18 protein-coding genes are annotated in these 21,059 nt (G+C 54.5%); 16 read left to right on the top strand and 2 right to left on the bottom strand.

The features are described 5' to 3' along the window. From nifH to PRIO_RS27200, 15 genes are all read left to right on the top strand, one after another. Positions 1 to 870 carry a nitrogenase iron protein gene (gene nifH, locus PRIO_RS27275; RefSeq protein ID WP_231869764.1) on the top strand — a complete coding sequence of 290 codons (870 nt, stop codon included), beginning with the start codon at positions 1 to 3 and terminating at the stop codon, positions 868 to 870. A gap of 134 nt (positions 871 to 1,004) precedes the next feature. Next, positions 1,005 to 2,462 carry a nitrogenase molybdenum-iron protein alpha chain gene (gene nifD / locus PRIO_RS27270; RefSeq protein ID WP_046505584.1) on the top strand — a complete coding sequence of 486 codons (1,458 nt, stop codon included), beginning with the start codon at positions 1,005 to 1,007 and terminating at the stop codon, positions 2,460 to 2,462. Next, positions 2,459 to 4,018 (top strand): nitrogenase molybdenum-iron protein subunit beta, encoded by a 1,560-nt coding sequence (gene nifK / locus PRIO_RS27265; protein ID WP_020426654.1) that lies wholly within the window; start codon positions 2,459 to 2,461, stop codon positions 4,016 to 4,018. The genes nifD and nifK overlap by 4 nt, the downstream gene beginning before the upstream one ends. Before the next feature lie 67 nt (positions 4,019 to 4,085). After that, positions 4,086 to 5,450, top strand: a complete 1,365-nt coding sequence (gene nifE / locus PRIO_RS27260) for a nitrogenase iron-molybdenum cofactor biosynthesis protein NifE (protein WP_020426655.1) — start codon at positions 4,086 to 4,088, stop codon at positions 5,448 to 5,450. Beyond that, entirely contained in the window at positions 5,440 to 6,768 is a 1,329-nt protein-coding gene (gene nifN, locus PRIO_RS27255) for a nitrogenase iron-molybdenum cofactor biosynthesis protein NifN (protein ID WP_020426656.1), read from the top strand. The genes nifE and nifN overlap by 11 nt, the downstream gene beginning before the upstream one ends. Further along, positions 6,743 to 7,153 carry a nitrogen fixation protein NifX gene (gene nifX / locus PRIO_RS27250; RefSeq protein WP_020426657.1) on the top strand — a complete coding sequence of 137 codons (411 nt, stop codon included), beginning with the start codon at positions 6,743 to 6,745 and terminating at the stop codon, positions 7,151 to 7,153. Before nifN ends, nifX begins: the two co-directional genes overlap by 26 nt. After that, entirely contained in the window at positions 7,137 to 7,700 is a 564-nt protein-coding gene (locus PRIO_RS27245) for a DUF269 domain-containing protein (RefSeq protein WP_020426658.1), read from the top strand. Before nifX ends, PRIO_RS27245 begins: the two co-directional genes overlap by 17 nt. A 38-nt stretch (positions 7,701 to 7,738) precedes the next feature. Continuing rightward, positions 7,739 to 8,491: a HesA/MoeB/ThiF family protein gene (locus tag PRIO_RS27240; protein WP_020426659.1), complete on the top strand. Its 753-nt coding sequence runs from the start codon at positions 7,739 to 7,741 to the stop codon at positions 8,489 to 8,491. After that, positions 8,488 to 9,630 (top strand): homocitrate synthase/isopropylmalate synthase family protein, encoded by a 1,143-nt coding sequence (locus PRIO_RS27235; RefSeq protein ID WP_020426660.1) that lies wholly within the window; start codon positions 8,488 to 8,490, stop codon positions 9,628 to 9,630. The genes PRIO_RS27240 and PRIO_RS27235 overlap by 4 nt, the downstream gene beginning before the upstream one ends. 207 nt (positions 9,631 to 9,837) lie before the next feature. Beyond that, positions 9,838 to 10,311, top strand: a complete 474-nt coding sequence (gene tnpA, locus PRIO_RS27230) for an IS200/IS605 family transposase (protein WP_046502536.1) — start codon at positions 9,838 to 9,840, stop codon at positions 10,309 to 10,311. 757 nt (positions 10,312 to 11,068) lie between these two features. Next, positions 11,069 to 12,769: a glycoside hydrolase family 13 protein gene (locus PRIO_RS27225; RefSeq protein WP_046505577.1), complete on the top strand. Its 1,701-nt coding sequence runs from the start codon at positions 11,069 to 11,071 to the stop codon at positions 12,767 to 12,769. Between the two features lie 356 nt (positions 12,770 to 13,125). After that, positions 13,126 to 13,860: a class I SAM-dependent methyltransferase gene (locus PRIO_RS27220; protein ID WP_020430154.1), complete on the top strand. Its 735-nt coding sequence runs from the start codon at positions 13,126 to 13,128 to the stop codon at positions 13,858 to 13,860. 40 nt (positions 13,861 to 13,900) lie between these two features. After that, positions 13,901 to 14,926 (top strand): MBL fold metallo-hydrolase, encoded by a 1,026-nt coding sequence (locus PRIO_RS27215; RefSeq protein ID WP_144412136.1) that lies wholly within the window; start codon positions 13,901 to 13,903, stop codon positions 14,924 to 14,926. A gap of 853 nt (positions 14,927 to 15,779) precedes the next feature. Continuing rightward, entirely contained in the window at positions 15,780 to 16,973 is a 1,194-nt protein-coding gene (locus PRIO_RS27205) for an IS256 family transposase (protein ID WP_020426247.1), read from the top strand. 244 nt (positions 16,974 to 17,217) lie between these two features. Beyond that, positions 17,218 to 17,526, top strand: a complete 309-nt coding sequence (locus tag PRIO_RS27200) for a hypothetical protein (protein WP_046505573.1) — start codon at positions 17,218 to 17,220, stop codon at positions 17,524 to 17,526. 35 nt (positions 17,527 to 17,561) lie between these two features. On the opposite strand, the gene PRIO_RS36465 is transcribed toward PRIO_RS27200, so the two are convergent. Together PRIO_RS36465 and PRIO_RS27190 are read right to left on the bottom strand one after the other, a co-directional pair. Then, positions 17,562 to 18,539, bottom strand: coding sequence for a hypothetical protein (locus PRIO_RS36465; RefSeq protein ID WP_046505571.1), 978 nt, complete (start codon positions 18,537 to 18,539; stop codon positions 17,562 to 17,564). 462 nt (positions 18,540 to 19,001) lie between these two features. Beyond that, positions 19,002 to 19,607: a phosphatidylglycerophosphatase A family protein gene (locus PRIO_RS27190; RefSeq protein ID WP_020426434.1), complete on the bottom strand. Its 606-nt coding sequence runs from the start codon at positions 19,605 to 19,607 to the stop codon at positions 19,002 to 19,004. A 176-nt stretch (positions 19,608 to 19,783) separates the two neighbouring features. Here PRIO_RS27190 and PRIO_RS27185 point away from each other — a divergent pair, with 176 nt between their 5' ends. Beyond that, the gene (locus tag PRIO_RS27185) at positions 19,784 to 20,908 is read left to right on the top strand and encodes a GerMN domain-containing protein (protein WP_020426433.1); all 1,125 of its coding nucleotides are present in this window, start codon (positions 19,784 to 19,786) and stop codon (positions 20,906 to 20,908) included. The last annotated feature ends 151 nt before the right edge of the window (positions 20,909 to 21,059 follow it).

Below are 21,059 nucleotides of genomic sequence, written 5' to 3'. Positions count from 1 at the left end.
ATGATGAGACAAATAGCTTTCTACGGTAAAGGCGGTATCGGTAAATCCACAACCTCCCAAAACACTTTGGCCCAGCTCGCAACCAAATTCAAACAAAGAATTATGATCGTAGGCTGTGACCCGAAGGCAGACTCCACCCGCCTGATTCTGAACACCAAGGCACAGAACTCGGTCCTGGAGCTGGCAGCCGAACTGGGCTCGGTAGAGGATTTGGAACTGGAGGATGTGCTGCAGACCGGCTTTGGCGACATTATCAACGTAGAGTGCGGCGGACCAGAACCGGGTGTAGGCTGCGCAGGGCGCGGTATCATTACTGCCATCAACTTCCTGGAGCAGGAAGGCGCCTATCAGGATCTGGACTTCGTATCCTATGACGTATTGGGCGACGTTGTATGCGGCGGTTTCGCCATGCCGATCCGTGAAGGCAAAGCCCAAGAGATCTATATCGTATGTTCCGGTGAAATGATGGCGATGTACGCGGCCAACAACATTGCACGCGGTATCCTGAAATATGCTACCAGCGGCGGCGTGAGACTGGGCGGACTGATCTGCAACAGCCGCAATACCGACCGTGAAGACGAGCTGATCATGGAGCTGGCCCGCCGTCTGAACACGCAAATGATTCACTTCGTTCCCCGCGACAACATCGTTCAGCATGCCGAGCTGCGCAGAATGACGGTAGCCCAATATAACCCTGCCCATCAACAAGCCAAAGAATATGAAATTCTGGCTGAAAAAATCCTCAACAACAAAATGCTGACCATCCCTACCCCGATTTCAATGGAAGAACTGGAAGAGCTGCTGATGGAATTCGGCATCATCGAGGATGAAGAAGCTGCACTCAAAAAGCTGCAGGCTTCCGGCCAATAAGACGGCAAGCCGTGATTACCCGGTCATCCGGTGAACGGGAGTGGAGAGACGGCCTTCACCGGATGACCTTTCAGTGGTCTTAAGGCCACGCAGGCGGCTTAAGCATCCTGCACCATGAAAAGGAGGGGCAACGAATGGGACTGAATATCGAAGAGAATAAGAAAATAGTAGAAGAGGTTCTGGAAGCCTACCCCAAAAAAGCGAAGAAGGACCGCGAGAAGCATTTCCAGATCAATACCGAAGAAGCCCAATCCTGCGGCACCTGTGCCCTGAAGTCTAATATTAAGTCCCGTCCCGGCGTAATGACGCCGCGCGGCTGCTCCTTTGCGGGCTCCAAAGGTGTGGTATGGGGCCCGATCAAGGATATGGTTCATATCAGCCACGGTCCTATCGGCTGCGGACAGTACAGCTGGGGCACACGCCGCAACTATGCCAACGGCACGCTGGGGATCGATAATTTTACGGCTATGCAGATTACGAGTGATTTCCAGGAAACGGACATTGTTTTCGGCGGTGACAAAAAGCTGGAAGTGATTATACGCGAGATCACGGAAATGTTCCCCCTCGCCAAAGGGATCTCTGTACAATCCGAATGCCCGGTCGGTCTGATCGGCGATGATATTGAAGCGGTATCTAAAAAAATGGCCAAAGAGCTGGATATGCCGATTGTGCCGGTCCGCTGCGAAGGATTCCGCGGCGTCAGCCAGTCGCTGGGCCACCACATCGCCAATGATGCCATCCGCGATTTCGTGCTGGGCAAAGCCGAACTGGCTGAAACCGGCCCTTATGATGTCAATATTATCGGCGACTATAATATCGGCGGCGATGCATGGGCTTCCCGTATTCTGCTGGAAGAAATGGGCCTTCGCGTCATTGCCCAGTGGTCCGGCGACGGTACCCTGAACGAGCTGGAAATTGCCCATAAGGCGAAGCTGAATCTGATTCACTGCCACCGCTCCATGAACTACATGGTGGAGCATATGGAGAAGGCTTACGATATTCCTTGGATGGAATACAACTTTTTCGGACCGTCCAAGACTTATGAGAGCCTGCGCGCCATCGCAGCGCGGTTCGATGCAACGATCCAGCAGAACTGTGAGAAAATGATTGCGAAACACAAACCGGCAATGGATGCCATTATTAATAAATACAAACCGCGTCTGGAGAATAAAAAGGTTCTGCTGATGATCGGGGGCCTGCGTTCCCGCCATACAATCGGCGCTTATGAGGATCTGGGCATGGATATCGTAGCTTCTGGATATGAATTTGCCCATAAGGACGACTATGAAAAAACCTTCCCGATGATGAAGGAAGGAACCATCATTATGGATGACCCTACCGCTTATGAGCTGGAAGAGCTGGCCCAGAAGCTGAATGTCGATCTGGTAGGCTCGGGCGTCAAGGAAAAATATGTGTACCACAAGATGGGCGTTCCGTTCCGCCAGATGCATTCCTGGGACTACAGCGGACCGTATCACGGCTTTGACGGGTTCAAAATTTTCGCCAAGGACATGGATATGACCGTAAACAGTCCGGTATGGAATCTGATCCGCAAGAAGGAAAAAGCGCAGAAAGAGGGGGCGGGCGTATGAGCAGGGACAGACTGGAAATTCCAGACTACAACTCATTATTCTCCGAAGAACGCTACGTTCAGCAGCGGGCAAACAAAAAGCAGTTTGAAGCACCCTGCAGCGAACAGGATACAGCAGAAGCACTCGCCTACTCCAAATCCGCAGAATATATGCAAAAAAACTTTGACCGCAAAGCTGTGGTCATCAACCCTCATAAAGCCTGCCAGCCGCTGGGTTCAGTGATGGCTGCGCTTGGCTTCGAGAAAACCCTGCCGTTCGTTCATGGCTCACAGGGCTGCAACTCTTATTTCCGCAGTCATCTCAGCCGGCACTTCAAAGAGCCTACGCCTGCCGTCTCTTCTTCGATGACCGAGGACGCGGCGGTATTCGGCGGGATGAACAATCTGATCGACGGCCTGGAGAACAGCATCGCATTGTATAAGCCGGAGATGATTGCTCTCTGTACTACCTGCATGGCTGAAGTCATCGGCGATGACCTGTCTTCTTTTATCGGCAATGCCCGGATCAAGGGAGCCATTACAGAAGATTTCCCGGTAGCCTTCTGCAACACGCCAAGCTTTGTCGGTTCGCATATTACAGGTTATGATTCCATGCTGAAAGGCATTTTGAGCTACCTGTATGAACGCTCAGGGGTTCAGGCTAACCCTGGAAGCGGCGAAGAGGCGGGCGAGAAGCTGAATGTGATGCTTGGGTTTGAGCCTTACACCGGCAACTTTGCTGAAATCCGCAAAATACTCGAGGCCTTCGATACCAAATATACGCTTCTGGGAGATCACAGCGGCAACTATGACTCTCCGGCCACAGGCGAGTATGAATATTACTACGGCGGCACGAAGCTCGCTGATGTGCCTCTGGCAGCCAATGCTCTCGGTACATTGTCACTGCAGAAATACACATTGAAGAAAACACAGGATTTCATCAGCGGCACCTGGAACCAGCAGCTCACTGCATTGTCCACACCGCTGGGGATTACTGGCACGGATAAGCTGCTGGATGCCGTCAGTGAGCTGACAGGCCTTCCCGTTCCGGCTTCTCTTATGGAAGAACGCGGCCGCGTAGTGGATGCCCTGACGGACAGCCATCCTTATCTGCACGGCAAACGGGTTGCGCTCGTAGGCGATCCGGACCTGTTGATCGGACTTATCGGATTCTGCCTGGAGATTGGCATGGAGCCGGTTCATATCGTCTGCTCCAATGGCGATGTCGATTTTAATGAAGTGAAATTCAAGGACGAAGCAGAAGCGCTTCTGGCTTCCAGTCCTTACGGTTCCGAAGCGGCTCTGTACATCGGCAATGACCTGTGGCATATGCGTTCGCTGCTGATCAACGATCCGGTTGACCTGGCGATCGGCAGCTCGCATCTGAAATTTGCCGCCAAAGATGCGGGCGTGCCCCTGGTTCGCGTAGGCTTCCCGATTCTGGACCGTCATCATATGCACCGTTATCCGATCATCGGCTATCAGGGCACGCTGAACCTGTTGAGCTTGCTCGTGAATACGGTCCTTGATGAGCTTGACCGCAACAACTCCGGCTTTAACTATGATTTGGTGCGGTGATATGGCCGCCTGAGCAGCGCGAGGTTTGCGTGAAGCAAGCAACTTTAGCGAAGGAGATGAAGAGCCGATGGACCCTGTTCGAAAAGACGAATTTGATTCCGGGGCTTGCGGGAGCCTGGCCCCGAAAGTACGGCCCTGTCCACGGCCCAAACCGGGCGAAGCGGCTGGAGGCTGCTCCTTCGACGGAGCCCAAGTTACACTGCTGCCGATTATGGACGCTGCGCATCTTGTCCATGGTCCGATTGCCTGTGCCGGGAACAGCTGGGAGAGCAGGGGGACCCTGTCCAGCGGGCCTTCCCTGTCCCAATATGGCTTTGCTACGGATCTGACCGATTCTGATATTATTTTTGGCGGAGAAAAGAAACTGAAGGACAGTATTGACTATATTGCCGGGCGCTTTGCGCCTCCGGCAATATTTGTCTATTCAACCTGTGTGACTGCCCTGACCGGTGAAGACATGGATGCCGTCTGCAAGACGGCTGCGGAGCGGCTCGGTATTCCGGTCATCCCGGTGAACAGCCCCGGATTTGTCGGAAGCAAAAATCTCGGCAACCGGCTGGCCGGGGATGCGCTGCTCCAGTATGTCATTGGTACGGGGGAGCCCTCCCCCGATATGCCCATGGGGATCAATCTTATCGGCGAATACAATATTGCCGGCGAGATGTGGGATATCGAGAAGCTGATGAACAGTGCCGGTATTTCAGTAACCTCACGGATAACAGGAGATGCCCGCTACAAGGAGGTCACCTGGGCGCACCGCGCCAAGGTGAACATGGTTGTCTGCAGCCGGGCCTTGCTTGGACTCGCCAGGGAAATGGAGTCCAGATACGGCATCCCCTATTTCGAAGGCTCTTTTTACGGGGCCAAGGAGACGACGTATTCGCTGCGGCAAATGGCCTATCTGATGAATGACCGGGATATGGAGCGCCGGGTAGACCGGCTAACCGAGCGTGAAGAAGCCCGGCTCAGCCAGGAGCTGCGTCCTTACCGCAAAATTCTGAAAGGAAAGAAAGCGGTGCTCTATACCGGCGGCGTCAAAAGCTGGTCGGTCATTTCAGCATTGAAGGAGCTGGGCGTTCAGGTGGTGGGCGTTGGAACAAACAAAAGCACAGAGGATGATGTCCGGCGGATCGCTGACCGTGTAGGTGACGATACCGAATATATTCCCGAGGGCGGTGCCGGCCGCATCCTCAAGACGGTGCGGGAACGCAAAGCGGATATTATGATCGCGGGCGGCCGCAATATGTATGTTGCGATGAAGGAACAGATTCCGTTCATTGATATCAACCAGGAGCGGCATAAGGCATATGCGGGCTATGAAGGACTTCTGCGGCTCGCCAAGGAACTGACCTATTCGCTGGCTAATCCGATTTGGAAGCTGGCTGCCGGCCCGGCTCCGTGGGATAAGGAGGCGCCTCCCTATGACCGTTAACCGGAGAAGGAAGCCGGCTTCGGTCAATCCGATCAAGACCGGCCAGTCGCTCGGCGCCGTACTGGCCCTGCAGGGCTGCTACCGTGCCATGCCTCTGCTGCACGGCTCACAGGGCTGTTCCGCTTTTCCCAAGGCGCTGCTGACCCGGCATTTCCGTGAGCCGATTGCTGTACAGACCTCCGCCCTGCAGGAGATGGACGTGATCTTCGATGCCAACCGCAATCTGGAGGAGGCCCTTAATCTGGTGCTTAGCAAGCACCGCCCCGATATCATCGGGATCATCGGAACGGAACTGACCGATGTCGCCGGGGTGGATTACCAGAGCATGCTCAAGTCCTACAAGCGGGAGCGGAATATGCGCGGGGGGCTTGCCTTTTCCGTGGTGCTGCCGGACTTCCGGGGCTCGCTGGAATCGGGCTTCAGCGCAGCGGTGGAGTCGATGATCGATGAAATGATCCAGCAGGTGGGCCACCGGGGTTCGAGAAGTGTGAATACCCGGCAGATTACGCTGCTGCCCGGATCTTTTTTGACACCTGCCGATGTGATGGAGCTGAAGGAGATGATTTCTTCCTTCGGGTTCGAGGTGATCGCGCTGCCGGATATCTCGACCTCCTTGTCAGGACATTTGCTGACCGGGTTCTCCCCGCTGACCCGGGGCGGTGTGCCGCTGGATTCCATGCTGCAGAGCCTGCAGTCCGGGCTTACGATCGCCATCGGCGGTAGCATGGAGCGTCCGGCAAGAAGACTTCATAATGCGCTGGGCACCCCCTATAAGGTATTTACGCATGCGATGGGGCTGAAGGCTTCCGACGAGCTGCTGCATTTTCTGCATCAGATCAGCGGAGAGCCGGTACCGCTGCGTTATTGCTGGCAGCGCGAGAATCTGCTCGACAGCATGCTTGACGCGCATTTCCAGTTTGCGGGGATGTCTGCCATCGCGGCACTGGAGCCGGATCATCTCTGCTCGGTCTCGGGTTGGCTTGAGGAGCTGGGGGTGGAGCAGAAGGCGCTGATTGCCTCCTATGAAACACCGCTGGTTGCAGGGATGGAGCGCGAGGTGTGGATAGGGGATCTGGATGATGCCGAAGTGCTGGGCAAGGGGGCTGATCTGTGGATCAGCAATTCGCATGGCATCGCCGGAGCGCAGCGGATTGCTGCTGCATTTATGCCGGCCGGGTTCCCGGTATGGAATGAGCTGGGCGCATATATGTCTGTCTCCGTAGGATACAGAGGCGCTATGGAGTGGAGCAACAAGGCAGGGAATTTGTTAATGCAGAGGGAGGCTGGGCACCGTGAAAGTAGCGTTCGCCACAGATGATGGAAGCCGTGTGAATGCCCATTTCGGGCAAAGCCCAATGTTCGCTGTATATAATGTGACCAAAAATGGCGGTGAACTGGTAGAGCTGCGCAAGCTGCCGGCTGTTCTGAATCAGGATGAAGCCGGTAAAATTGACTGCCGCCTGACGGCGGTAGAAGATTGCACGCTGATCTTCATCATGCAGATAGGCGCTTCAGCCGCCGCGCGGGTGACACGCCGCAGGATTATGCCGGTTAAGGTTCCATTCGGCAGCCCGATTGATGAGCAGGTGAAACGTCTGGTTGAGATGCTTCAGGGCAAGCCGCCGATGTGGCTGGCCAAAGTGCTGCGTGCGGAAGAAGAAGACACGGTGAAAGGGGAGGAAGCGGATGGAACCATTGGCTGATGGAAAGATGGCAGTTCAAGCCGGGCCTGCCCGGGAGGGGGCGGCGGTGAAGCCCCGCCGCAAAGTTGTAAAGGAGCTGGATCAGGGTACGGCGGATGCTTTTGTCCGCCGTTTGTGTAATCTGCTCGATACGGCGGATTTCTTCGGACGGCATGCTTCGCTGTCTCCGCAGGAGAAGATCGCCAAGCTGTTCCTGGCTTCCGCCGAGGACAAGAATAAATCGGACTTCAACTGTGCCGTATCTCCGAAGGTCCGCCAGCAGGTTCCGATTTTGTTCCAGGCTATCGCCGGAGTCATGGAAGAGAAGAGCGGAGCGATGGTGCAAAGCACCGCTGAGATTAATGTGGAGGGTTTTGGACGGGGGCTGCTGTATACCGGGCGCGTGATTTTGGTGCTGAAGAGCCTGCGGGCCGGTGCCCCTTTCCCGTTCACTTCAGAGGAGAAGACCATCCGCTACGGGGTGGAATGCGTCGAGGAGGGGCTGGCTTTTTTGGAGAAATATAAGGAAATGACCGCATGCCACGGGTTGCTCAGCCTTGAAGGATAAAGGCGCAAATTAATGATCAGTCACAGGGGGTAACGGGGATGGAGCAGCTTGCCGGAGGTTTGGAACTGGAACGGTATGCCCGGCAGCTTAAGCTGCTCGGAGAAGAAGGGCAAAGGGCGCTGAAGGAAGCGACGGTGATGGTGGCCGGAATTGGCGGGCTGGGAGGAACGGCTGCGTTGTATCTGGCTGCGGCGGGTGTCGGCAGGCTTATTTTGGCCCATGAAGGGATTGTTGTCCCGCCTGATCTGAACCGGCAGATTCTGATGGATACAGATCACCTGGGGATGGAACGCATGAGTACAGCGATTGCCCAGCTGAAGCGTCTGAACCCGCATGTCGAAATTGAGGGCCACAATGCCAGAATTGAAATTCCTCTTGCCCGGCCCTGGGTGCAGGACGCTGATATTGTGATTGACGCCCGTTATGACTTTCCCGAGCGATATGCGCTGAACCGTCTGTGTGTAGATACCGGAACGCCTATGGTGGAAGCTGCTATGTATGGTTTTGAGATTTCCCTCACGACGGTTGTTCCCGGTGTAACCCCCTGCCTGGAATGCCTGTACCCGGATGTGGCACCCCTGTGGGAGCCGCTTGGGTTTCCAGTTCTGGGAGCCACCTCCGGAATTGCGGGTTGTCTGGCTGCGCTGGAAGCCGTAAAATGGATTACAGGGGTAGGGACAACTTATGCGGGCGTAATGCATCGCTTCAGCTCACTCGACTTCGCCTGTTACAGCGTCCATATTTCCCGTAATCCGAAATGCGCTTGCTGCGGAGAAGGAGGTACACCGTGAAAAGTCTCAAGCTATGTGACACGACACTGCGGGATGGCGAACAGGCGGCTGGAGTATCATTCACGAGGACGGAAAAGCTGGAAATCGCAAAGTTGCTGTCGGAGTGCGGAGTGGAGCAAGCAGAGGTAGGGATTCCTGCTATGGGTACGCGGGAGCAGGAGGATATTGCGGCGATTGCCGAATTGAATCTCCCGATGAAGCTGATGACCTGGAACCGCTCGCTGCCGGGGGATATCGACAAGGCGCGGGCGACGGGAGTCAACTGGAGCCATGTGTCCATTCCTGTTTCGGAGATTCAGCTGCAAGGCAAGCTGGGGCTCTCAACGGATGAGGGACTGAACAAACTGCTGGGTGCGGCGGAGTACGCCCTTTCGCTGGGCATGACGGTATCGGTGGGCATGGAGGATTCATCAAGGGCCGATATGGGTTTTCTGATCCGGCTGGTGAATTCGCTGCACCGGGAAGGCATCTGCAGGTTCCGGTATGCGGATACTGTGTCGGCGCATCATCCGGGACAGATTGCCGAGCGGGTAAGCACGCTGCTCGGTGAAGTTCCCGGTGATGTCGAGCTGGAGGTGCACTGCCATAACGATTTTGGCCTGGCATGTGCAAATACGCTGAGCGGCATTGCTGCAGGCGCTGCCTGGGCCAGCACCACGGTTGCCGGGATCGGAGAACGCACCGGCAACGCAGCCATGGAGGAAGTAGTGATGGCCTGGCACCACCTTTACGGCGGGGATAGCAGCGTAAGATTTGATCTGCTCAAAGGTTTGGCGGACAAGGTGATTGCCGCTTCCGGCCGCAGCGTGGGCGATGCCAAGCCGATCGTGGGCCAGCTGGCTTTTACCCATGAGTCGGGAATCCACGTGGATGGGCTGATGAAGGAGAGAGCTACCTATCAGACCTTTGATCCCTCGGAGGTAGGCCGGAGCCACCGTTTTGTACTGGGCAAGCATTCCGGCACCGGCGGCGTGGCGCATGTGCTGGAGCAGTTGGGCCTGGCAATCACACCTGACACCGCAGGGCGTCTGCTGGTGCGGGTCCGCGAATATGCCGAGTCCCACAAAGGCACGGTTCCTGAGTATATGCTGGTGCAGTGGCTGATGGAAGAGCAGCAGCGGGCACAAAATGTGGTTTAGGAACAACATTCATAATCATGTGTCAAACAGCCCCTGGCTATTTAAGCGGGAGCTGTTTTTTTGTTTAGGCTTTAGCCAGTTGAGTGCGTGAAACGCGCGAAACAAAAAACCACCCGCTATGCGGGTGGAGGGATGTAGGGTTTGACCACCAAGACCATTCCGATAAAATTGAGATGTTCAGGCTCAATTGGAAAGGAATGGTCTTAGATGGCAAACAAGAGCTACAGTTTGGCTCACACAAAGTGGATGTGCAAATACCACATTGTATTCACCCCGAAGTATAGACGGAAAGAGATCTATAATCAAGTGAGAAAAGACTTGATCGAAATCTTCAAACGTTTATGTAAATACAAGGGAGTTGATATTATCGAAGGTCACATGATGCCAGATCATGTACATATGCTCGTAGTGATCCCACCCAAAATCTCAGTATCCTCGTTTATGGGCTATCTGAAGGGGAAGAGCTCCCTGATGATATTTGAGAAGCATGCCAGCTTAAAGTATAAGTATGGCAATCGCAAATTTTGGGCGGAGGGATACTACGTCAGCACGGTAGGCCTAAATGAAGCCACAGTAGCAAAATATATACGTGAACAAGAAGCACATGACCAAGCGATTGATAAATTGAGTGTGAAAGAATACGAAGACCCGTTCAGTAGAAACAGTAGCAAGAAGAAGTAAACCAGTTTAACTGGTAAGTGAAAGGGACAACAACACTGAGCCTGAACGATTTATTGTCAGGCTAGCGTCTTTAGGCGCAGTTTGGCAACAAGGGGTTATACCCCAAGAGCAAACCACCCGTTGGACGGGTGGTTCTGATTTGTTGCATGGGAGATTATGCAATGCCGAAACATGCGGATATCCTGGGAGCTTCAGACATGATATGGACGGTGCGGGAGGGTTAGACCCTATTAGGTGAGTGAAGCGGACAGAAGCGGACAGAAGCCCTTATTTTGCGAAAAAGTCTGCTTTTCGGGCGGATACGGCCTCCGGTATTTGCGGAACAGGGATTGGCTTTGAAAAAAGGGTGGGTCTGAGCCGGAAAATGTGTTCTATATAGAGCGAACTTGAAAAACTAACAAAAGGGAAAGGGGATGGAGGGGAAGTTTGGATACTTACGGAGCGAATGCGTCCGCCTTTGTCTGCGGATTTCCACCGAGAACAGCGGTACAAATCAAGAAATCTGCAGATGGGCAGCGGCCGGAAGTCCAAACATTCTCCGTAATCCCGACGAAGTCCCTAATGTAAATATCTTAAGTTCACTCTATATAGATGAAATTGGACGGCGGGCCTGATTCCTTTTGAACAATTGGAGGATTCGCTGTTGCTGCTGAGTAACGCATGTGAAGCAAGGATTTATCAAAATTTGTTATTCTCTTCCGCCAGTGTGGTTAAGATATACTAATATGTCTGAAATGCAGAAGCGGAGGGAGTCCTTGTGAATCCAAAATGGTGGAAGGAAAGTGTCGTATACCAGATTTATCCGATCAGTTTCATGGATAGTAACGGTGACGGGATTGGAGATCTGCGCGGGATTATGTCCAAGCTGGATTATTTGCAAGATCTGGGCGTGGATGTGATCTGGATCTGCCCGATTTATAAATCTCCAAATCATGACAACGGCTATGATATCAGTGATTATTGCGACATTATGAAGGAATTCGGGACGATGGATGATTTTGACCGGCTGCTGCGGGAGCTGCACTCGCGCGGGATGAAGCTGATGATGGATCTGGTGCTGAACCATACGTCCCATCAGCATCCCTGGTTTATTGAATCCAGAAGCTCGAAGGATAATCCCAAACGGGATTATTACATCTGGAGAAAAGGCAAAAACGGCGGTCCGCCGAATAACTGGGAGTCCTATTTCAGCGGTTCGGTCTGGGAGCTTGATCCCAAGACGGATGAATATTATCTGCATCTCTATTCTAAATTCCAGCCGGATCTGAACTGGGAAAACCCCGCCGTGATTGACAAGCTGCATGAAATGGTGCAGTGGTGGCTGAAAAAAGGGGTCGACGGCTTCCGGTTTGATGCAATCGCCCATATTGTGAAAAAAGGCGGATATCCCGACGCCTTGAATCCCCATGGAACGGCAACGGTGCGGGCGTATGATATGTTCTCCAATCTGGAGCATGTGCACACGCTGCTGCGCAACCTGAACGATCAGGTGCTCTACTTTTACGATATCATGACGGTCGGCGAAACCTCGGGTCTGGGCCCGGAGCAGGCCCTGGATTATGTCGGGGATGGACGCCGCGAGCTGAATATGACCTTTCAATTCGAGCATATGAATCTGGATTGCGCAGCTCCCGGCGGGGGAAAATGGGATACGGTACCCTGGAGCCTCCTGGAGCTTAAGAAGATTATCAGCAATTGGCAGACGGTCCTGCACGGGAAAGGCTGGAACGCCAACTATTTGTGCAACCATGACCAGCCGCGCTCGGTATCACGGTTCGGCAACGATCTGTATTACCGCATCCCCTCGGCCAAAATGCTGGCTACCTTCATTCACATGCTGGAGGGAACGCCTTATATCTATCAGGGTGAGGAGCTCGGGATGACGAATGCGGGTTTTGAGTCGATTGATGATTACCGGGATGTGGAGACGCTGAATTATTATGAAGAAAAACGTACGAATGGCGTTCCCGAAGCCGACATCATGGCCGCGATCCACAAAAAAAGCCGGGACAATGCCCGCACGCCGATGCAGTGGGACGATGGGGAGAACGGCGGATTTACAACAGGCGTGCCATGGATCCGTGTGAACTCCAATTCCAGGGAGATCAATGCAGCGAGCGCGGTGAGGGACCCGGATTCGATCTATCATTACTACAAGAAGCTGATTGAGCTGCGAAAAAAACATCAGGTCATTGTCTACGGCGACTATACCCTGCTGCTGAAAGAGCATCCGGAAATTTATGCGTATACCCGCACGCTGGAGGAGGAGCGGCTGCTGGTAATCCTGAATTTTTTTGAGCGGGAGCCGGTATTTGAGCTGCCGGAGGATTTTCAGCCGGAGAAGCTGGAGCTGCTGATTTCCAATTACACGCCGAATAAAGAGGAAGACCTGCAGAGTCTGAAGCTCAGGCCTTATGAAGCGAGAGTCTATTTGCAGCGGCAGAGCCAGGTAAGATGAACTGGAGGGAAGTCGGAACTGTAAGAGCGGAAGCGTATGCCTGAAAGCTTTTCATAGGAAAGCCCGCACCGGAAGCATAATCAGTCACAGACCCGTATGAAAATCTAAAGTTCAACTGAACTAGAAGTGGCTAAAGAGTTGCCGTGACGCGGGAAGTATGGCGAAATGGCGACTCTTTTTTGAGTTTACCCCTAAAAGGCGGTACAATTGCGTTACATTAGGCGATGTATTCAAGCCCCGATATTAGGAGGAAAAGCAGGAGCATAGCCGCGGATTTGGGAGAATTAAGGTTTGAATACACGCATTAGCATACATAGAAAAAGCTTGTGCAGGTGCTGCTGCGGGAGGAGAGGAATATGGGCGAGTGGTATGAGGAGAGCTTTGGCGAGGATTATTTAATTGTATACAGGCACAGGGATTTCGGCGGGGCACGGCGCGAGGTGGAGAAAATGATCGGCTGGCTGAAGCTGCCGCAAGGCGCCAAAGTGCTGGATTTATGCTGCGGCATGGGCCGCCATTCCCTGGCGCTTGCGGAAGCGGGCTATGAGGTTACGGGTGTGGATTTGTCGGATGCGCTGCTCCGTGAAGCACGGGCGCAGGCCGGGGCCGAAACGGTCACCTGGATACGTTCGGATATGCGCAGGCTGCCGCTTGAAGGCGGTTTTGCGGCTGTGGTGAATTTGTTTACTTCGTTTGGATATTTTGAAGAGGATGAGGAGCAGGTGAAGGTGCTGCGGGAAATTCACCGTATGCTGGTGCCGGGCGGCAAATTCATTGTTGATTTTTTGAATCCGGCCCATGTGATCCGCCATCTGGTTCCGCACTCAGTCCGTGAGGACGGGGACAACCTGATTGATGAGTCGCGGCGGATTGAGGATGGCTATATCAAGAAGGACATCATCCTGACCTCAAAGTCAGGGGGTGCCCCCCGCAAATATCATGAGCGGGTCAAGCTGTACCCGCTGGAGAAATTCCGCGAGATGATTGCCGCTGCAGGCCTTCAGCTGGAGGCCGTGCACGGCAGCTATGAGGAAGATGAGTATGAGGCGGAGAATTCGCGGCGGATGATCTTTACGGGCGTGCGTCCCTAGGATGGTATCGGGGAGAAGATTCAGGGGAGGCGGCGACGGCATGATGCCAAAGACAAACATGACCACATGGGAAGGCGGCATTATCCAGTTCTCAGTTCCGATGGCTCCGCCGCTGCGCCAGGTGAACAGCTATATTCTGCCTGACCGGAACGGACAGCTTACGGTGATTGACCCCGGGCCGCACACGCCTGAGGCGGAAGCGGCATGGGAAGCTGTGCTTCAGGAGCTGGACTGTTCCTGGAGCACAATCCGGGATATCGTGGTGACGCATCATCATCCGGACCACTACGGTCTTGCTGGCTGGCTGCAGGCCCGCAGCGGCGGCAAGGTCTGGATGTCGGAACGGGCCCACGAAGAAGCCCGGCTGACCTGGGGAGCGGAAGGGATGCTGAATGAAGCGCTGCCGCTGTTCTTCCTCCGCTACGGCATGCCGGAGGACTGGGTACAGGGAATCAGGGAGCATCTGGAGAGCTTCCTGCCCCAGGTCACCCCGCAGCCGGAGGTAGCCTATATCAACGCGGCAGAGCCGTTCATCATGGGCAACCGCAAATGGAAGCCGCTGGTAACCGGCGGACATGCGCCGGGGCATTTGTCCTTTTATCACGGCGGCAGCGGGCTGATTCTCTGCGGCGATGCCGTGCTGCCGCAGATCTCGCCCAACGTCAGCCTGCAGCCGGGCAGCGATCCGCAGCCGCTGCGCACCTTCCTGGAGGGGCTGCGCGAGCTGCGCAGCCTCCGGGTGACCCGTGCGTTCCCGGGACACCGGGAACCGTTCACGGGCTTCACGGAGCGGGCGGACAGCCTGCTGCGCCATCACGAAGAGCGGCTGGAGCAGGCAGCCGCTCTGCTCGCGGGCGGCCCGCTCAGCGGCTTCGCGGTATGCGAAGCGCTGTTCCGCAGCCGCGTGTCCAGCGCGCACCAGATGCGGTTCGCGATGAGCGAGGCGCTGGCGCATCTGGCCGAGCTGGTGCGCCGGGAGCGGGCGGAAGTCACCGGGCCGGAGCCCGGCGGGGTGACGATGTTCGCGGCAGTTACGCAGGCTGCCCGCCCGGCAGCAGATGAATAGAGGCCAGGCCGGGTATACAGGGGAACCCGGGAATAGAGGCTAGGCTGCGTATACGGGGGAACCCGAGAATAGAGGCTAGGTTGCGTATACGGGGGAACCCGGGAATAGAGGCCAGGCCGCGTATACGGGGGAACCCGGGAATAGAAGCTAGGCTGCGTATACGGGGGAACCCGGGAATAGAGGCCAGGCCGCGTATACGGGGGAACCCGGGAATAGAAGCTAGGCTGCGTATACGGGGGGAACCCGAGAATAGAGGCTAGGCTGCGTATACAGGGGAACCCGGGAATAGAGGCTAGGCTGCGTATACGGGGGAACCCGGGAATAGAAGCTAGGCTGCGTATACGGGGGGAACCATGTATGCGCAGCCTGGCTTTTTTGGATCAACAACGGCAAAAGTGCGTTGATGAAGCCCACGAGGCGGATTCGCTCCGAAACAACGGCAGAAATGCCGTTGATGAAGTCCCGCAGACTAGATTGTTCGGCAAAAGTGCCGTTGTTGAACCGGTGAAGTCCCGAATCTTGGAAATTATGAAGTTGAGGGATCAGTCTAGATCTCCTCATTCCAACTAGCGCTTGCTCACCGGCCGTTTTGCAAGCGCTAGTTGGAAAAAAGGGAGCTTATTTTTCCCGGAATTCAAAAATTCTGAGAATTAGATGGAATAAGTAAACTTAATGGGGATAAATTCCTCGTCCAAAGGCGAAATGAGCTGAATTAGTGTACCTTTTTCCACTTCATCTGCTGAAAAAAAGATGGCGTAAAGTAAGTTGTGTACCAAGATTTGGAGCCTAGCAGGCAACAAAAAAGTAGGGTATTCTCGGGATTGCGAAACCACCAAGAAAGGAACCCTACTCGATGACTATTGTACCCGAAAATATGCTGAATAATCTATTTGAAAATCTTGTCACTACGTTTGTCAAAGACCACCTGGAATCCATCATGAGGGCTGAGATTCAGTACTTCATGGAGAATGAGCAAGTGGGTGTACGTAACAGCCGCAATGGATATTACAAGCGGGATCTGCATACCAAATACGGTCATTTGGAGGATCTGGAGGTGCCTAGAGACCGTAAAGGGTACTACCAGACCCAAGTGTTCGAGCCCTACCAACGCAGAGACGGCTGGCTGGAAGAGGCGGTCATCCAGATGTACAAAAGCGGCATGGGTACACGGGACGTGGCCCGTTTCATTGAAAGTATGTTCGGCAGTCATTATTCCGCAGCGACCGTGAGCAACATTACGGCTACGGTGCTGGAGGATATTCAGAACTGGCAGTCCCGTCCGCTCGCCAAACGCTACGCTGTGATTTACCTGGACGGGCTGTACGTGAAGCTCAGACGCGGGACCGTCAGTGGGGAAGTCATCTATTTTGCGATGGGCATCGACGAAGAGGGACATCGTCAAATCCTTGGGTTCTACGTCGGTGGTCAAGAGAGTTCAAACGGCTGGCGGGAGGTCCTCAAAGATCTGTACAACCGCGGAGCGCAGGAAGTGCTTCTGGGTGTATTTGACGGACTCCCGGGCCTGGATGCCGCCTTTAAAGAAATGTACCCCAAAGCGGATGTGCAGCATTGCGTGGTGCACAAGGTACGGGCCACGTTTCCCAAAATCCGGGTCGAACACAAGACTGACGTCATTGAAGCCCTGAAGACGGTATACACCGCGCCGGATGAGGAGGTAGCCCGGGCCGCATTCGATACCGTGAAAGCCAAGTGGAGCAAGCTGTACCCGAAGGAAATAGCCTCATGGGAAGAACAGTTGTCCACGCTGCTGACATTCTACAAGTACCCTGTGGAAATCCACAAAGCGATCTACACGTCGAACCCGATCGAGCGAATGAACAAGGAAATTCGGAAGCGACTCAAGCCCATGAACAGTCTCACGAACATGGATGCAGCTGAGAAAATCGTATATTTGGAAGCAACGGCCTACAATGAACGGTTTGCGGACCGAGTGGTGCCTGGGTTTGGGATGGATACGGTGAAAAAGGAACTCAGCAAGTTATTTGACGAACGCTATTCGATGGCCGAACCACAGGCCGCAGAGTAGAGCGTTTGCAGGGTTGTGGGTGCGGGGGTACCCCCGCACCCACAACCCCCCTACACCCTAAAAAGATACAATCCAAAGAGATACTCTACTCTTACACAAACTTCTTGACACTACCGAAAAAAAGGGTGAGCAAGCAAATTAGTTATCCTTTTTCCACTTAAAGTTGCCGTGGGGTTCATGGAGAGTCGTTCTTTAGGCAAACGCTAGAATGAAATCCAAGACGGCTGCACTGCCGTGGTGAACGGTGTATACCAACAACGGCAAAAGTGCCGTTACTGAAGCGCCGCCGGCGGGTTTGCTTCAAAACAACGGCAAAAGTGCCGTTGCTGGAGCCCGCGAGACGGGTTTGCTCCGAAACAACGGCAAAAATGCCGTTACTGGAGCCCGCGAGGCGAGTTTGCTCCGAAACAACGGCAAAAATGCCGTTGTTGAAGCCCGCGAGATGGGTTCGCCCCGAAATAACGGCAAAAGTGCCGTTGCTGGAGCCCGCGAGACGGGTTTGCTCCGAAACAACGGCAAAAATACCGTTGTTGAAGAACCCCGGGCTGGTTGAAGCGCCCGGGGCTGGTTCGTACTGCATATAGACGGCTAGTCCACTTTTTTTATCTTGGACGGGTTGTTGATTTTGTATTTGACCGGATGCTGGGTAAGCTTTTTGGCGACGATCTTTGCCTCGAAGGAGAGAGTATCGCCGACGGCCAGCTCCAGCTTTTTCAGCGTGGCGCTGTGGCTGGACCAGACCTCCTCGATGGCAAGATCTTGTCCCTCCACGGTCACCACGTCATAAATAATTACCTCGTCGTCGTTATCCGAGAAATGATTGGGCACGGTTGTGAACTCTTTGACAGTGGCTGTCATCTGGAGTTTCTCGTCCGGCAGGACAAGGGCCGGCTTCTTTTTGGATTTAGCAGGCTTCTTCGGAGCCTCCGGCGTTTCATCGGCAGGTGCTGCCCCAGCAACTGTCGCATCTACCTCGGCAGCACCTGCCCCGGCAACAGCAGCACCTGCCCCGGCAACAGCAGCACCTGCCCCGGCAACAGCAGCACCTGCCCCGGCAACAGCAGCACCAGCTCCAGCGACAGTTGCTGCATCTGCCTCAGCACCCGCCCCTGCCCCAGCTACTGCTGCAGCTGCCCCAGTGCCTGCAGATGTTTCGGCTGCGGCCTGGACGTTTTCGTCCCCTTCAGCTCCGGGTGCTGCATCTGCAGCGTCGGCATCCCTGTCTTCCGCGATAACCTCTTCAGGAGAGGTCCCGGAGTCCTCCGTCTTCACCGCATCGGAAGCTGCGCCTGCCCTTGAGCCGAAGGCGGCGGTCTGCATTTCTTTTAGATAAGCGGGATGAATGCAGTGCTGCTGCTTATTCTCAAACTGAATCACAACGGTCTGCGGATCCACGTATCCGACAATTTCACAAGGCAGCGTGAGCCCTTGCCGCTTGTACAGATAAGTTTTTACCCGGGTAGCTGTACTGGACAAAAGATTCCATTCCTTGCAGCGCTCGATCAGCTCATCTTCGCTCTCAAAATCCTGTACGGACACCGGGCTGATTACAAACGAATAAGTCATCCTGGTGTTTCACCCTCTTTCCAATCTATTATTCCAAACGTTCTTACTCACACAACCCAGGGTACGGAAAAACGTAAACCTATTTCTGCAGGCCGGTAAAAAAAGGGGGGGGCTGTGCTAAATTCCGCCGAGTATCTACCCGGTATTCCGCCGAGCATCTACGCGATATTTTGCCGGGCATCTACCCGGTAATCCGCCGAGCATCTACGCGATATTCTGCCGAGTATCTACCCGGTAATCCGCCGAACATCTACGCGATATTCCGCCGAGCATCTACGCGATATTCTGCCGGGCATCTACCCGGTATTCCGCGAGCACCTACGCGATATTCCGCCGGGCATCTACCCGGTATTCCGCCGAACATCTACGCGATATTCTGCCGAGCATCTACCCGATTCTACCCGAACATCCACCCGAGATTCCTCCCGGATTAGCTGACCCATCCGGCAAAACTTGCCCGCTTCACTCGGGCTGCAGCTTGTCCGTTGCCGCCTTCCGGGAGGCTGCCTCAAGATCTTCGGGCGCATGCGGCTGGCCCAGCTCCTGTTCGCGCTCGGCCTGCTTCCGGTGTGCGATGCGGGAGCTGGCGGCGGCAGCTACAGCCCCGACAATATCGTCCAGATAGGTATGGATTTGGCCGGTGCTTTTGTCGTTCAGCCGCTCCAGCACACCGGGCTTCAGCTTGTCCACATAACCATAGTTGGTGAAGCCGATGCTTCCGTATACGTTCACAATCGAAAAAGCCAGAATTTCATCTACGCCGTATAAGCTTTCGTCGTTTTCAATCATCTCCTGCAGAGGGGAGAGCAGCTTGCCCTCTTCGGCCAGCACATCCAGCTGGATGCCGGTCAGCACAGCATTCTGCACCTCGCGTTTGCTCAGTACCATTTCTACGTTATGCACACATTCTTCCATGGTCAGACCCGGATAGTATTTCTTCTGCAGCAGCAGCACCAGCTCGGCGATTTCTTCCAAGGTTACTCCGCGTTTATGCAGCCAGAATGTGGTTGCTTCCGCGACCTTTTTGCTGTTTAGACTGTAAGGTATTTTTGCATTAGCATCAGCCATGTTCAGTCACCCCGTAATTTATGTCTTAGTTTGATTGGTTTAGAAAATTGTACTCTGTCTGCGCAGTAATTGTCCAGAAACCGGCAATTTAGGATAAGCTGTTGTTATTTTTTGAGCAGAGGGCTCGTATACATAGCAGTACAACTGATCTCAAGCGTTGAAAGGGGTAATCATTCATGAAGCATATGAAACCAATCCGCGGGCTGTCCGCGGCTTGCCTGCTCGCAGTTCCATTAACCTTGTCCGGCTGCGGCCTGTTCGGTTCGGAGTCGGCATCGGTAGACCCGCCTCCCAGTGAGGTCGAAGCGCAGATGCTGCAGGTCAGCGGCGAGGGAACGCCGGATACAGGGGTACTCGGGCCTGTAGCGCTGGATGAGGCCGATCTTGCGGCAGGGGTGAGCACGGATACAGCGCCTGCGGCTGCAGCCGGGGAACGGACAACCGTTTTCCTGGAGGATGGCAACGGCCTGCTCGCACCGGTGTCCCTAAGCTTGCCGGAAGGCGATAACACCGCCATGCTGAAGGATTCGCTTGCTGCGCTCGTCAGTAAGGGACAATATGCTTCGGCATTGCCGGAAGGCTTCAAGGGTGTGCTTCCTGCCGGTACCGAGGTAAAGAATATCACCGTAGACAAGGATAAACTGGCTGTGGTTGAGTTCAATTCCAAGTTTAACGATTACGAACCCGCAGATGAGCGCAAAATCCTTGAAGCGATCACCTGGACACTCACCGGCCAGGACGGGATTCAGGGAGTACAGCTGTGGGTGGATGGCAAGAAGCTTACGGAGATGCCGCTGCAGGACACACCGCTGGACCGCCCGTTAACACGCGCTCTGGGAATCAATCTGCCGAAACACGGCCCGCTGCTGATGAATTCAAGCGCGGTTACCGTATATTTTTCCGCAGCAACGTCTGACGGCACTCATCAGTATTATGTACCTGTTACCCGCTTTGTACCCGCAGGGCAGGATACGCTGAAAGCGGCGCTGAATGAGCTGATTGCCGGACCGGAATCAGAGAAGGGGCTGGAGATGGTGATGACCCAGGAAACTGTGCTGGATTCCGTGGAAGCGGGCCAGAACGGAGTGGTCACGGTTTCCCTCAACGATGATATGTTCGCCGACGGCAAGGGCGTACCGGCGGAAATGCTGGAATCGGTCGTGCTTACCGTTGCCCAGAACTCGGACGATGCACTGGTGCAAATCCGCATGAACGGGCAAAAGACCGTAACCGGCACCAATAATGTAGATTACGGACAACCGGTTTCGGCGCCGGAATATGTGAACGTGCTCCCGCTGTAGAATCGAAAGCAGGGTCAAAAGATGCTTTTATGCCTGCTCTTTGGTAGAATAAAGCTTGCTAACAAGAAACGGCTGCCTGAAGGAGAACGAACTCTCCTGAACCGGCTGTTTGCCGTAAGCGTTGCAGGTATCTGTGCTGCGGGAACAAGGC

Origin of the sequence: Paenibacillus riograndensis SBR5, from assembly GCF_000981585.1 — a bacterium.
Taxonomy (GTDB): Bacteria; Bacillota; Bacilli; order Paenibacillales; family Paenibacillaceae; genus Paenibacillus_AQ; species Paenibacillus_AQ riograndensis.
The sequence above is the reverse complement of the archived record's forward strand: the minus strand, read 5'-3'. Positions and strand labels throughout refer to the sequence as shown.